Here is a 13435-nt window from a genome sequence, read left to right as displayed (position 1 = left end):
GCGGCCTGCGGCACCGCGCGGCGCGCGGGACCGTGACGTCTGAGGGCCCGCGGACGCCCGGGACCCGCGGGGCCCGGGCGTCCCGGACGTCCGCGGGCATCCCGGCTCCCGCCCATCGCGGCCTCCGGGTTCAGCCGCTGCGGCGAACGCCCCGCGAGACCGCCAGGCGGCCCGCCGCCCAGAACACTCCCAGGGTGGCCAGGGCCAGCGCGGCGACCAGTGTGGCACCGCCCACGACCTTCTCGTAGTCACGCTGGTAGAGGCCGTCGACGATGTACCGGCCGAGGCCGCCGAAGCTGACGTACGCGGCGATGGTCGCCGTCGAGACGATCTGGATGGCCGCCGAGCGCAGTCCGCTGAGGATCAGCGGCAGCGCGACCGGGAGTTCGACCCGCAGCAGCACCCCCGCCTCGCTCATGCCCATGCCCCGGGCGGCGTCCACCGGCGCCGGGTCGACGGAGCGCATCGCCTCGTAGGTGGTGACCAGGACGGGCGGCACGGCGAGCACCACGAGCGGGATCATCACGGGCGCGAGTCCGAGCCCGAGGATCACGAACATCAGCACCATCAGGCCGAAGCTGGGCAGGGCGCGGGCGGCGGTGGCGATCAGCGCGAGGGTGTTGCCGCCGCGTCCGGTGTGGCCGGTGAGCAGGCCGACCGGCAGTCCCACGGCGGCGGCGATGCCGAGCGCCATCAGTGTGTACTGGACGTGTTCCAGGAGCCGGGTGGGGATGCCGTCGTAACCGTGCCAGTGGGCGCTGTCGCTGAAGAACGCCTCGACGAAGTGCAGTACGTTCACCGGGCGGCACCCTTCGGCATCCAGGGCGTCACCAGCGCCCGCAGCAGGATCAGCGCGGCGTCCACCAGGATGGCGAGGACGGCCGTGCCCACGACGGAGAGCCAGATCAGGCGCGGCTGGTGGTAGATCATGCCGCTGTTGAGCAGATTGCCCAGCGCGCCCTGGTTGCCGATCAGCATCCCCACGCTGACCAGGGAGATGCTCGACACCGACGCCACCCGCAGGCCGGCGATGACCGCGGGCGCCGCGATCGGCAACTGCACCTGGAGGTAGCGCCGTACGGGTCCGAAGCCCATGGCGGTGGCGGCGTCGAGGGTCTCGCGGGGCACCGAGCGGACCCCGTCGACGAGTGCGGGGACGAACACCACGAGGCTGTAGACGGCCAGCGGGATCATCACCGTCAGCTCGCTCAGGCCGGTGTAGTCGATGAGGACGACGAAGAAGGCCAGCGACGGGACGGCGTACAGCACGGTGGTCACCCACAGCACGGGCGGGTACAGCCAGCGCAGCCGCACGCACAGCTGGGCGACGGGCAGCGCCACGAGCAGCCCGGCGAGCACGGGCAGCAGGGCGATGCGCAGGTGCAGGGCGACCAGGCCGAGATAGCTGTTCTGGAGGTCGCTGGGCAGGTCGAAGAGCTCGCTCATCGCGCGGCCCGCTGGGCGGCTTCGGCGCGCACGGGCTTCGTGTCCCTCGCGTGGGCGCCGCGGATGGCCTCGGCGATGGACTGCTGGGAGACCACCCCGGCCGCCCGGCCCTCGCCGTCCACGGCGACGGCCCAGCCCGTGGGCGACAGCACCGCGCAGTCCAGCGCGGCGCGCAGCGAGTCCGTGCCGGCCGCGAAGGGCCGCCCGCACGGCAGCAGTCGCTCCGGCCGCACCTGGCCGGCGGTCAGGTCGTGCGGCTCCGCCCAGCCGAGGGGCTTGCCGTCGACCCCGGTGACCAGCAGGTACGGGGTGCCGGAGGTGCTGCGGGCGGCGATCTGCTCGGCGGTGGCGTCGATGGCGACGACCGGCGTGGTCAGCAGTTCGAGACCGGCGGAGGAGAAGAAGGAGAGCCTGCGGATGCCCCGGTCGGCGCCGAGGAAGTCCTCGACGAACGGATCCGCGGGGTTCGACAGCAGCTCGGCGGGCGGCGCGAACTGGGCGAGCCGGCCGCCGGTGCGCAGGACGGCGACCATCGTGCCGAGCTTGACGGCCTCGTCGATGTCGTGGGTGACGAAGACGATCGTCTTGCCCAGCTCGTCCTGGAGGCGCAGGAGTTCGTCCTGGAGGCCCTTGCGGACGACCGGGTCGACGGCGGAGAACGGCTCGTCCATGAGCAGCACGGGCGGGTCGGCGGCCAGCGCCCGGGCCACGCCGACGCGTTGCTGCTGGCCGCCGGAGAGCTGGTAGGGGTAGCGGCGGGCGAGGGAGGCGTCGAGGCCGACCCGCTCCATCAGCTCCCGGGCGCGGGCGCGGGCCTCGGACTTGCTCCGGCCGAGCAGGCGGGGGACGGTGGCGATGTTGTCGACGATCGTGCGGTGCTGGAAGAGCCCGGCGTGCTGGATCACGTAACCCATGGAGCGGCGCAGGTCGTTGACGGGCCGCTGCCGGATGTCGGCCCCGTCGAGGAGGATGGTCCCCGCGCTCGGTTCGACCATCCGGTTGATCATGCGCAGGGTCGTCGTCTTGCCGCAGCCCGACGGTCCGACCAGGACCGTGATCGACCGGTCCGGTATCTCCAAAGACAGCCGGTCGACCGCCACCGTGCCGTCCGGGTATCGCTTGGTGACTGAATCTATCCGTATCAAAACGCCGAACACCCTTCGGGTTTGGCAGCTGCTGTCCGCTCTCGCCGGGCGGCGGGCCGTTGCGGGGAGAGTCTAGACCGGTTGTACGGCTACCAGATCAGCAGACCGCCGCCGATTCCCGCCGCGCGCTGGGCAGTTGCCTCGACGCAGGCCAGGCGGCTGCCGATGTGCTCGGCGTGCTGTTCGACGGTGCGGTCCGCCGGGCAGGTCCGCTCGGCCAGCTCCCGCAGCCCGGCGCGTACCAGGGCGCATTCGTGCAGGAAGGCCGGGATCTCGTCGGGGGCGACGCGCTCGCCCCGCACGAGCGCGGGGAAGAAGCGGGCGCCGAGGCCGCGGATCGTCCGCGATCCCCAGACCCTGGTCCGCCAGCTCTCCGGTCCCGCGAGGTCGCAGGAGTCCGCCGGGGTGTCGAGGATGTCGATGTCGCCGTCCTCCCGGAGCAGGAAGACCTCGGCCGTCAGACTCATGCGCGCAGTCGATCACGGCACCCGCCCGGACATCGAGCGGTTTTCGCCCCGGACCCGCCGAGCGGCTTTCCCCCCGGCACCTGCCCCGAACACGCCACCCGCCCCGTGCCCGACCGACCGCCCAGCCGCCCCGTGCCCGGCCACCGGCCCCGTGCCCGGCCACCGCCCCGTGCACGGCGCTCAGGCCGCCGCCGGTCCCGCCAGCGGCAGCCCCGCGGTGCGCCGCACCCTGCGTTCCGCATCGATGGCGTACACCTCGCAGCCGGGCTGCCCCGCGGCCCAGGCGATGCCCTCGGGGCCCAGCGCGAAGGCGGCGGTGGCGACGGTGTCGGCCTCGGTGAGGGTGGGGGCGACGACGGTGACGCCGAGGAGGCCGGCCGCGGGACGGCCGGTGCGGGCGTCGAGGATGTGGTCCCCGCGCTCGTAGCGGCCGGAGGTGGCGACCGCGCCCGCGGTGAGTTCCAGCACCGCGCACACCCCGCCGGCCTGTTCGGGGTGGCGTACGCCGATCCGCCAGGGCCCGCCCTCGACGACCACGTCTCCCCCGGCGTTGAGGCAGAACCGCCGTACCCCGGCACCGGTGAGCAGATCCGCCGCCCGCTGCACCGACCAGCCCTTGACCACCGCGCACGGGTCGAGGCCCCGGCCGGGCACCCGGAGGTCGAAGGCGCCGCCGGTGGCGGCCCGGTACCGCTCGCCGATGGCCAGCACCTCCGCGAGCCCGGTGCTCACCTCCCCGGGCGCGATCTCGCCCCGGTCCAGCCGGGAGACCTCACTGTCCGGCCGGAACGGGCTGAACCGTTCGTCGGCCTCGCGCAGCCAGGCGTAGACGCGGTCGGGCAGCCCCCGCGGGATCTCGGCGTCGTCGATCCGCAGTGAGACGGGGAGACCCATGACGTGCTCGACGCGCCGCACCTCAGGCTCCCCTCGCGTCCAGTGCGGCCTGGAGCGACTCCTTGTAGCCCTCGCTGGTGACGGTCGCGCCCGTCACCGAGTCGATGTCCGCGCTCTGCGCCTCCAGGGTCTCCTCGATCAGCACCGGGACGGCGTTCGTGGTCTGCGGGTGGTTCGGCTGCCGCAGCATGCGCACCGACGCGATGCGCTCCCCCTCGAACGTCACCTCCACCTGCACGTCGCCCTTCTCGGTGGCGACGGTGGGGCCCGCCACCACGGCTGCGGCGGCCGGGGAGGAAGAAGAGGAGGAAGAGGAAGAGGAGGACGGCGGGGCCGGCGTGGAGGGGCTCGGGGCGGCGACGGCGCCGTCCGGGGACGACGAGGCCTGCTGCGGCGGGGCGTACCGCCAGACGGGGATCAGTCCGGCGACGGTCAGGACCAGGACGGGCAGTGCTCGTTTCACGGTGTCTCCCCCTGCCGCTCAGCCGGCCAGGCTGAAGCGCTCGAAGTGGATCTGCGGCTTCGGTACGCCCAGCTCGCGCAGGCTGCGCCGGACGGCGGCCGTCATGCCGGGCGGCCCGCAGAGGTAGACGTCACGGTCCGCGATGTCGGGCACGAGCCGGGCCAGTTCGGCGGGGGCCAGCCTGTCCGGGGTGGCGGGGCCGGTGACCAGGTACAGCTCGGCGCCCTTGGCCTGGGCCAGTTCCCGCAGCTCGTCGTGGAGCACGGCGTCCCGTTCGGTGGCGACCCGGTGGATGACGACGGCGTGGCCGGACAGTTCCTCGAGCAGCGCCCGGATGGGGGTCACGCCCACGCCGCCCGCCACGAGGACGGTGTCGGGACGGGTGCGGCGCAGCGTGGTGAACGCCCCGTAGGGGCCCTCGGCGAAGACCCGGGTGCCGGGCCGGAGGTGGCGCAGGGCGGCGCTGCCGTCGCCGGCCGCCTTCACGGTGAGCCGGAGGGTGCGGCCGTCGGGGGCCGCCGACAGGGAGAACGGGTTGGCCTGCCACCAGCGGTCGCGGGTGAGGAACCGCCAGAGGAAGAACTGGCCGGCCCGGGCGGGCAGCCGGTGCAGGTCACGGCCGGTGATGTGGACGGAGACGACGTCGTCGTTCTCGGGGACGACGGCCGAGACCCGCAGCCGGTGGCGCAGGTTGCGCCACAGGGGCAGCACCAGCCGGCCGAGCAGCACGGAGCCGAGGGCGACGCTCCACAGGGTCCACCAGTAGGCGGTGGCGGCGGGCGAGGCGACGAAGGTGGTGCCGACGGCGACCTGGTGGGTGAAGGCGAGGACGACCGCGAGGTAGGTGTAGAGGTGGACGAAGTGCCAGGTCTCGTAGGCCAGCCGGCGGCGGGCGAAGCGGGCCGAGACGGTGCCGACGACGAGGATCAGGGCGAGGGCGACGACCGCGCGGAGCACGCCTTCGACGGTCTCGGCGAGGTCGACCAGCTGGTCGACCGGGTCCAGGCCGGAGGAGTCCGCGTAGCCGAGGGTGATGAACACGGCGTGGGCGAGCAGCGTCCACAGCAGCGTGAAGCCGGTCCAGCGGTGCCACAGGGTGAGCCGGTCCATGCCGATCCGGCGGTCGAGCCACGGCAGCCGGGCCACCAGGAGCAGCTGGAAGGCCATCAGCAGGGCGCCGTAGAGGCCGGCCAGCCGGCCGAGCACGATCAGGGCGTTGGAGGCGAATCCGGCCTGGGCGAAGAGGACGGCCACCACGGCCGCGTTGGCGGCGAGCAGGGCGTACAGCCCGGTGCGCGCCACCACCTCGGGACGTATCGCCGTGGGGGGCCGCGGAGGCGTGTGGACGGTCGTCACGGACGGCAACTCCTTGGTCGGGGCCGGCGGGCACCCGGCGGATCGGGGCTGAGACACCGAGCTTGGCCGCCCGTACCTGTCGATTTCCTGTCGTACAACTTTCAAGTGGATATCGATCGGGGTCCGGGCGCAGCCCGGGGCTGGTCCGTCCGGGTGCGTCGCGCAGTATGAACGGGTGGAAAAAGTGCGCCTCCTCGTCGTGGACGACGATCCGCCCATCGCCGACCTCGTCGCCACGGTCGCCCGCTACGAGGGCTGGGAGGCGGTCACCGCGAACACCGGTGAGCAGGCGCTGCGCCGGGCGGCGGAGTTCCGCCCGGACATCGTGGTGCTCGATCTGATGCTGCCCGACCTGGACGGTTTCGGCGTCCTGGACCGGCTGCGCGGCTCGGGCACCATGGTGCCGGTGGTGTTCCTCACCGCGCGCGACGGCGTCGCCGACCGGGTGGCCGGGCTGACCCGCGGCGGCGACGACTACCTGGTCAAGCCGTTCGCGGTGGAGGAGCTGATGGCCCGGCTGCGGACGGTGCTGCGGCGCAGTGCCGGGCCGCAGGCGCAGCGGCCGGTGCTGCGGGTGGGTGACCTGACGATGGACGAGGACACCCGGCAGGTGCGGCGCGACGGGACGCTGCTGACCCTCACCCCGACGGAGTACGAGGTGCTGCGCTATCTGATGCGCAGGTCGCCGGCCGTGCTCACCAAGGCGCAGATCCTCGACCACGTGTGGGAGTACGGCTTCGGCGGCCGGTCCAACGTGGTGGAGCTGGTGGTCAGCCGGCTGCGCCGCAAGCTGGACGAGGCCGGCCGCGGGCAGCTCATCCACACCGTGCGCGGCTTCGGGTACGTGATCCGGCGGGCGGACGGGTGACGCGGGCCCGGCGCCTGGCCGCCCGGCTGCGAAGGGCCCGCCGCGGCATGCGGCTCGGCACCCGCTTGGCCCTCGGCCTGGGCGTGCTGTCGCTGCTGGTGTTCGCCGTGGTCGGCACGGCCCTGACCGCGTACATGCGGGACTACCTGGAGCGGCAGCTCGTCGACCAGCTCCGGCTGGTGCAGGTCGTGCAGACCAAGGACGCCGCCGAGCACGGCACAGTGCGGCGCAAGCCGTATTACGGCTGGTACACGGCGGTGTACGACGTGACCGGCGGCGAGGCCAGGCTGCGCAGGCCCTCCGACGTCCCCGGCGACACCCGCGCCTTCGCCGCGCTCGCCGAGGCCATGGTCCGCGACGGCACCGACCCCCTCACCCGCACCGCGCGGATCGACGGCGTGGGCACCCTCCAGCTGCGCGGCTGCGAGGTGGAGCCCGGGGTGGTGCTGGTCAGCGCGGCGCCGCGGCAGGACATCGACGACACGGTGCGGCAGCTGGTCACCGTGCAGGTGGTCGCCTTCGCGCTGGCCCTGCTGGCGCTGGTGGTGTTCGGCCGGCGGATGCTGCGGCGCGGGCTGAAGCCGCTCAGCGACATGGCGCACACCGCGCACGGCATCGCCTCGCACGATCTGTCCGAGTCCGCGGCCCGGCTGCCGTTGCGCGCCCCGCGGGCGGGCGGCGGCCCGGAGGTGGAGGAGCTGCGCACCGCGTTCAACACGATGCTGGAGCACATCGACGCCTCCCTCGCGGTGCGCGCGCGGGCCGAGCAGCGGCTGCGCCGGTTCGTCGCGGACGCCTCCCACGAGCTGCGCACCCCGCTGATGTCCGTGCGCGGCTACGCGGACCTGTTCCAGTACGCCGCGGCCAACGCGCCGGAGGAACGCGAACGGCACCTGGCGCGGCTGCGCGCGGAGGCCGCCCGGATGGGGGTGCTGCTGGACGACCTGCTGCTGCTCGCCCGGCTGGACGCGGCCGAGGCGGAGACGCCGCTGCGGATGACGGAGGCGGACCTGGCCGAACTGGTGGAGCAGGCCGCCGACGCGTTCCGGGCCGGGCACCCGCACCATCCGCTGACCGTGCGGACCGGGGGCGGGCCGGTGCGGCTGCGGCTCGATCCGCAGCGGATCCGGCAGGTGCTGGACAACCTGCTCACCAACGCGGCCGTGCACACCCCGGCCGGGACCGCGGTGTGCGTGGCGGCCTCGGTCTCGGCCGGGGCGGCGCTGGTCCGGGTCACCGACGCGGGGCCCGGGATCCCGGCCGCCGACCGCGAGCGGGTCTTCGACCGTTTCTACCGCGTGGACAAGGCCCGCAGCCGCGACCGGGGCGGCAGCGGCCTGGGCCTGTCCGTGGCCGCGTCCCTGGTGCGGGCGCACGGCGGCACCGTCGAGGTGGCGAGTGTGCCGGGCCGGACGGAGTTCACCGTGCGGCTGCCGGTGCACCCCCGGGGGCTTGCCGCGGACCGTCCGTGAGCGGCGTCGCTTCGTCCCGCACCGCAGGTTCCCGGCCGGGGGGACGAAGGGCGGCGGACCGCTTCGGGCCTGGCGTGAACCGGTGACCTGCCCCTCGCGCGCGCACCGACGGCGGTGGATACTCTCCCCGCCGACCGCGCACCGAGGGGGTCCCGCCGACCGTGTCCGCCGCCGCTCCGGATCCCGCCTGGCTGCCCGCACCGGCCTTCCGCGCCCTCGGCTCGCGACGGGTCCTCGTCGCGGGGACCGGCTCCCTCGCCGACACGGTCCACACCGAAGTGGCGGCGGCCTGCGCGGCGTTCGGCGGCGCGGCGGTCCGGGCCGCGGAACCGGACGGCCTCGTCCAGGGATGCGACCTGGTGTTCCGGGTCCGCCCCGGGCACCTGGGCGAGCTGGGCACGGAAGGGTTCTACCTGCGGCGGGCCGACGCCCGCACCACGGTGACCGCCGCCGCCCCGCACGGCCTGCTGCACGGCCTCTTCCACGTCGTGCGCCTGGGTGAGGCCGCGTTCGCCGGGCGGCGCCCGCGCGAGAGGCACCGCCCCGCGCTCGCCGTGCGCATGCTCAACCACTGGGACAACGTCCGCGTGCACCCCGTGATGGGCCAGGTGGAGCGCGGCTACGCGGGCGGCTCGCTGTTCTGGCGGGACGGCGCGGCCCGCGGCGACCTGGACCGGGTCCGGGCGTACGGGCGGCTGCTCGCGGCGAGCGGGATCAACGCGCTGGCCGTGAACAACGTGAACGTGCACGAGGAGGAGGCCCGGCTGCTCACCGGCCGGCTCGGCGAGGTGGCCGATCTGGCGGACGCGCTGCGCCCGTACGGCATCCGCACCCATCTGTCGGTGACGTTCGCCGCCCCCGTGGTCCTCGGCGGCCTGCCGACCGCCGATCCGCTGGACGAGGCGGTGCGCGCCTGGTGGGCGGAGACGACCGCGCGGGTGTACGCGGCGATACCGGACTTCGGCGGGTATGTGGTGAAGGCCGACTCGGAGGGCCGGCCGGGCCCGTTCGCCTACGGCCGCGGCCACGCCGACGGCGCGAACCTGCTCGCGGGCGCGCTCGCCCCGTACGGCGGCACCGTGCACTGGCGGGCCTTCGTCTACGACCACCGCCAGGACTGGCGGGACCGCTCGACGGACCGGGCACGGGCCGCGTACGACCACTTCGCGCCGCTGGACGGGGAGTTCGCCGGCAACGCCGTGCTCCAGGTGAAGCACGGCCCGATGGACTTCCAGGTCCGCGAGCCCGTGTCGCCGCTGTTCGGAGCGATGCCGCGGACCCGGCTCGCGGTGGAGGTGCAGGCCACGCAGGAGTACACCGGGCAGCAGCGGCACGTGTGCTGGCTGGGGCCGATGTGGAGCGAGGTGCTGCGGTTCCGGCCGGACGGAGCGAGCCGCGTGGGTGACCTGGCCGACGCCTTGGTCGCCGTCTCCAACGCCGGGGACGACCCCTGGTGGACGGGGCATCCGCTCGCCCAGGCCAACCTCTACACCGTCGGCCGGCTCGGCTGGCGTCCCGGCGCGGACCCGCACGGGATCCTCGACGAGTGGATCGAGCTGACCTTCACGCCCGAGCGCACCGGCGACCCCGGGCGGCTGCGGGACGGGCTGCGGGCGGTGCTCCGCGGCTCGTGGCGCACGTACGAGAAGTACACCGCCCCGCTCGGCGTCGGTTTCATGGTGCAGCCGGGGCACCACTACGGGCCGGCCGTGGACGGCTACGAGTACAGCCCGTGGGGCACCTACCACTTCGCCGACCGGGACGGCGTCGGCGTCGACCGCTGCCGCGCCACGGGCACCGGGTACGCGGCGCAGTACGCGAACCCCTGGGCAGAGCTGTACGAGTCCCCGCGGACCTGTCCCGACGAGCTGCTGCTGTTCTTCCACCACGTGCCCTACGGCCATGTGCTGCACAGCGGCAAGACGGTGATCCAGCACATCTACGACACCCATTTCGAGGGCGTGGAGGAGGTCGAGGAGGCCCGCCGGGTGTGGGCCTCGCTGGCCGGCCTGGTGGAGCCCGGGCGGCACGCGCGCGTGGCGGAGCGGTACGAGGAGCAGGTGCGCGGCGCCCGCGAGTGGCGGGACCACATCAACAGCTACTTCTTCCGCATGTCGGGCGTGCCGGACGCGCACGGCCGCCGGATCCACTGAGGCCGCGGCACGGCTACGCCCCGGATCGCGGCCCGGGCGGACGGCCGGCCCGGTACGGCCACCACTGCCGGCGGCGGGCCTGCCCGGCCCGCCGCTCCCGCCTCCCCATTGCTTTCGGCCCATTTTCGGGTCCGGTTCACCGTACGCACGCAGCGGCGAGGATGCGCCCCAGGCAGTTCTGCCGACCGCGACGGACGGAGACGGACGACATGACCGCTCAACAGACGACGGCGCTGCTCGCGGGCCTCGCCGTGCTCGTGATCCTGGCCCGGGTGCTCGGCGCGCTGGCACGCCGCCTCGGTCAGCCCGCGGTGATCGGAGAGGTGCTGGCCGGCATCGCGCTGGGGCCGACCCTCTTCCACGGGGCGGTCTCCGACGCCCTGTTCCCCGACGACATACGGCCCCTGCTGAGCGCCCTCGCCGCGGTCGGCATCGCCGTCTTCATGTTCATCATCGGCCTGGAGTGGGACGCCACGCTGATCCGGGGCATCGGGAGCCTCGCCGCCACCGTCTCCTTCAGCTCGATCCTGCTGCCCTTCGGTCTCGGCGCGGCCCTGGCCCTGTACCTCCTCGACGAGCACGCCGCCGCCGACCGGACGGCGTTCATGCTCTTCATGGGCATCGCCATGTCGATCACCGCGTTCCCGGTGCTGGCCCGGATCCTCACCGACCGGGGGATGTCCCGCAGCCCGCTCGGCGTGGTGGCGCTGGCCTGCGCCTCGATCGACGACGTGCTCGCCTGGTCCCTGCTCGCCGCGGTGGTCGCCATCAGCGGCTCGGCCGGTCCCGAGGAGTGGCGCATCCTGCTGGCCGTGCCCTACCTGCTGGGCATGTTCTTCGTCGTGCGCCCGCTGCTCCGCCGGTTCGCGGACCGCAGGACCGGCCTCCGGCTCACCCCGTCGGTGCTCGCCGCCGTACTCGCCGGTCTGCTGCTGTCGGCCGCCGCCACCGAGTGGCTGGGCCTGCACTACATCTTCGGGGCGTTCCTGTTCGGGGTGATCCTGCCGCGCTCGGGAACCGCGCAGTTGCGCGAGGACGTCCACGACCGTCTCGGCCAGATGAGCGGCACGCTGCTGCTGCCGGTGTTCTTCCTGGTGGCCGGGCTGAAGGTGGACCTGTCCGGGCTGGACGCGAGCGGGCTCGGCGACCTGGGACTGATCCTCGCGGTGGCCATCGGCGGCAAGTTCGCGGGCGCGTTCGCCGCGGCCCGGTTGAACCGGATGCCGGTGCGGGAGTCCACCGCGCTGGCGACGCTGATGAACACCCGCGGCCTGACCGAGCTCATCGTCCTGAACGTCGGCCTGCAACTGGGCATCCTCGGCCAGGACCTCTACTCGCTCATGGTCGTCATGGCCGTGGTGACGACGGCGATGGCGGGCCCGCTGCTGAACTGGGTCCTGGGCCGTCCCGACCGCACCGACGGTCCCGGCAGCCCCGCGCCCCGGGCCACCGAGGCCGCCCCGGCCCCGGGACGCGGGACCGGCCCCGCCGTCTAGGACGGTGTCGTTCGGGTTCCCGGGACGGACTGGGGATCAGGCGGTGGTGGCGGGGCTGCGCGCCCCGGCGTGATCCCGGTGAGCGGGGAGCGCCTCCCGCGCCGGCGCGTCCGGGTCCGGCTGCCGCGCGGTGCGAAGGGGCGGCCGCCGGAGCGCGCCCGCCTCACGGAAGGGCGGCCGTCCCCTGCTCCTCCGGTGCCGCGGGCGGCTCCGCCGGCGCGGGCAGGGGCGCGCCGAAGAGGACCGCCCGGGCCACGGGTGGCGCGAACAGGGCGGTGACGGGCGCGGAGAGGGTCAGTACGGCGCGGAAGGCGCGGCCCACGACGGGGTCGCTCGGGTAGCGCTCCTGGACGCGCCCCAGGTACCACCCGACGGCGCGGTCCACGGGCCGGCCGGCGACCGCGGTGCCGGTCGCGCCGGGCATCGCGCGGTCCGCTCCGGCGGAGATGTCCCAGGCCTGCCGGGAGGCCGCGAGGAGGGCCCGCTGCACGCGCGCGGTGGTCGGGGTGCGGCGCGGATCGGCCAGCGCGTCGCGCAGGGCGGCCGCGCTCATCGCGGCGACGGCCATGCCCTGCCCGTAGACCGGGTTGAAGGTGCACAGCGCGTCGCCGGTCGCGAGGAACCCGGCCGGGCGGCGGCCGGGCAGGTCGTAGCGGCGGCGGACGTTGGCGGTCCGCCGGTAGCCGAACGCCGGGGAGAGCGGCTCGGCCTCGTCCAGCCAGCGGTGCAGCGGCGGATGCGGCAGCCGCCTGGCGTACGACGCGAACGCGTCGTCGTCCGTGGGCGGTTCGTCGCCCCGCAGCCCCGAGACGATGACCAGGTGGGTGCCGTCCTCCAGCGGCAGCGCACCGCCGCCGTGGACCTGGGCGGGGGTGGGATAGACGTAGTAGCCGACGGTGTCGCCGCCGAGGACGCCGTCCTTGCCGCGGTAGACCCGGGAGGCGTACGCGAGCCCCGTGTCGATGGTCTCCTCGCGCGGTGCCTGCGCGCCGATCGCCGTGAGCCACTGCGGGGCCCTCGTCCCGCTGCCGGAGGCGTCGACGACCAGGTCGGCCGCGAGGGTGCGCGGTTCCCCGCGGGCGCCGTCGGAGCGGTCCCGCAGCAGGACGCCGCGCACGCGTGAGGCGTCACCGGCCAGTCCGACGGCCTCGGTCCCCTCCAGTACGCCGATCACCGGATCGGCCAGCACCCGCCGCCGCAGCAGCTCCTCCAGCTGGGCGCGGGATCCGGTGTACATGTGGGTCGTCGCGGGGACGCGGCGGAACCAGCGCTCGTCCTGCCTGAGCACCATGTCCGAGGGCAGGCCCACGCGTGGCGCCCCCGCCGCCCGCAGCTGCGCGAGGAAGCCCGGCAGCAGCGACTCCAGCGCCAACTGCCCGCCCTCCAGCAGCACGTGCGGATGCCGGCCCTGCGCCACGCCGGGCCGCGGCTTCGTCCCGTCCGGGAACCGGTCGCGCTCGACGATCGTCACCCGGTCCGCGTGGCCGGCGAGCACATGGGCCGCGAGCAGCCCCGCGAGGCTGCCGCCCACGACGACCGCGTGCCGCCCGTCCCGGACGCCGCTCCGGCTCCGGCTCTCCTCGTCTCCAGCAGGGTTCACCGATCCGCTCCCCGGGTCGCCTGGGACCTGACGGGTCACCAGTATCCCGGGTCAGCGGGCGGGCCGACGGCGTTA

The 13435-nt window shown here is 74.6% G+C and carries 12 protein-coding genes; 4 read left to right on the top strand and 8 right to left on the bottom strand.

What is annotated here, in order from left to right:
• Positions 1 to 130 precede the first annotated feature (130 nt).
• The 7 genes from SGLAU_RS25685 to SGLAU_RS25655 all read right to left on the bottom strand — a co-directional run bounded on the left by SGLAU_RS25685 (position 131) and on the right by SGLAU_RS25655 (position 5771).
• Positions 131 to 799 (bottom strand): ABC transporter permease, encoded by a 669-nt coding sequence (locus SGLAU_RS25685; protein WP_043504852.1) that lies wholly within the window; start codon positions 797 to 799, stop codon positions 131 to 133.
• Positions 796 to 1446 carry an ABC transporter permease gene (locus SGLAU_RS25680; RefSeq protein ID WP_043504851.1) on the bottom strand — a complete coding sequence of 217 codons (651 nt, stop codon included), beginning with the start codon at positions 1444 to 1446 and terminating at the stop codon, positions 796 to 798. Before SGLAU_RS25680 ends, SGLAU_RS25685 begins: the two co-directional genes overlap by 4 nt.
• Complete coding sequence (locus SGLAU_RS25675) at positions 1443 to 2591, bottom strand: ABC transporter ATP-binding protein (RefSeq protein WP_078957898.1); 1149 nt, start codon at positions 2589 to 2591, stop codon at positions 1443 to 1445. Before SGLAU_RS25675 ends, SGLAU_RS25680 begins: the two co-directional genes overlap by 4 nt.
• Positions 2592 to 2680: 89 nt before the next feature.
• Complete coding sequence (locus SGLAU_RS25670) at positions 2681 to 3058, bottom strand: hypothetical protein (RefSeq protein ID WP_043504848.1); 378 nt, start codon at positions 3056 to 3058, stop codon at positions 2681 to 2683.
• A gap of 180 nt (positions 3059 to 3238) precedes the next feature.
• Positions 3239 to 3973, bottom strand: a complete 735-nt coding sequence (locus SGLAU_RS25665) for an FAD:protein FMN transferase (protein WP_043504847.1) — start codon at positions 3971 to 3973, stop codon at positions 3239 to 3241.
• Between the two features lies 1 nt (position 3974).
• Positions 3975 to 4415 (bottom strand): FMN-binding protein, encoded by a 441-nt coding sequence (locus SGLAU_RS25660; RefSeq protein ID WP_043504845.1) that lies wholly within the window; start codon positions 4413 to 4415, stop codon positions 3975 to 3977.
• A gap of 18 nt (positions 4416 to 4433) precedes the next feature.
• Entirely contained in the window at positions 4434 to 5771 is a 1338-nt protein-coding gene (locus SGLAU_RS25655; protein WP_043504843.1) for a ferric reductase-like transmembrane domain-containing protein, read from the bottom strand.
• Positions 5772 to 5946: 175 nt separating this feature from the next.
• On the opposite strand from SGLAU_RS25655, the gene SGLAU_RS25650 reads away from it, so the two are divergent.
• The 4 genes from SGLAU_RS25650 (at position 5947) to SGLAU_RS25635 (ending at position 11760) form a co-directional block, all read left to right on the top strand.
• Positions 5947 to 6639, top strand: a complete 693-nt coding sequence (locus tag SGLAU_RS25650; protein WP_043504842.1) for a response regulator transcription factor — start codon at positions 5947 to 5949, stop codon at positions 6637 to 6639.
• Positions 6640 to 6686: 47 nt separating this feature from the next.
• Positions 6687 to 8111 carry a sensor histidine kinase gene (locus SGLAU_RS25645; protein ID WP_043507023.1) on the top strand — a complete coding sequence of 475 codons (1425 nt, stop codon included), beginning with the start codon at positions 6687 to 6689 and terminating at the stop codon, positions 8109 to 8111.
• A gap of 161 nt (positions 8112 to 8272) precedes the next feature.
• Positions 8273 to 10264: an alpha-glucuronidase gene (locus SGLAU_RS25640; protein WP_043504841.1), complete on the top strand. Its 1992-nt coding sequence runs from the start codon at positions 8273 to 8275 to the stop codon at positions 10262 to 10264.
• 209 nt (positions 10265 to 10473) lie between these two features.
• Positions 10474 to 11760 carry a cation:proton antiporter gene (locus tag SGLAU_RS25635; protein WP_052413885.1) on the top strand — a complete coding sequence of 429 codons (1287 nt, stop codon included), beginning with the start codon at positions 10474 to 10476 and terminating at the stop codon, positions 11758 to 11760.
• A gap of 163 nt (positions 11761 to 11923) precedes the next feature.
• Here the strand turns inward: SGLAU_RS25635 and SGLAU_RS25630 are convergent, their stop codons facing one another.
• Complete coding sequence (locus SGLAU_RS25630; RefSeq protein WP_043504840.1) at positions 11924 to 13291, bottom strand: FAD-dependent oxidoreductase; 1368 nt, start codon at positions 13289 to 13291, stop codon at positions 11924 to 11926.
• Between the last annotated feature and the right edge of the window lie 144 nt (positions 13292 to 13435).

The sequence above is a fragment of the Streptomyces glaucescens genome (assembly GCF_000761215.1).
GTDB lineage: Bacteria > Actinomycetota > Actinomycetes > Streptomycetales > Streptomycetaceae > Streptomyces > Streptomyces glaucescens_B.
This window is presented reverse-complemented; position numbering and strand designations above follow the sequence as displayed.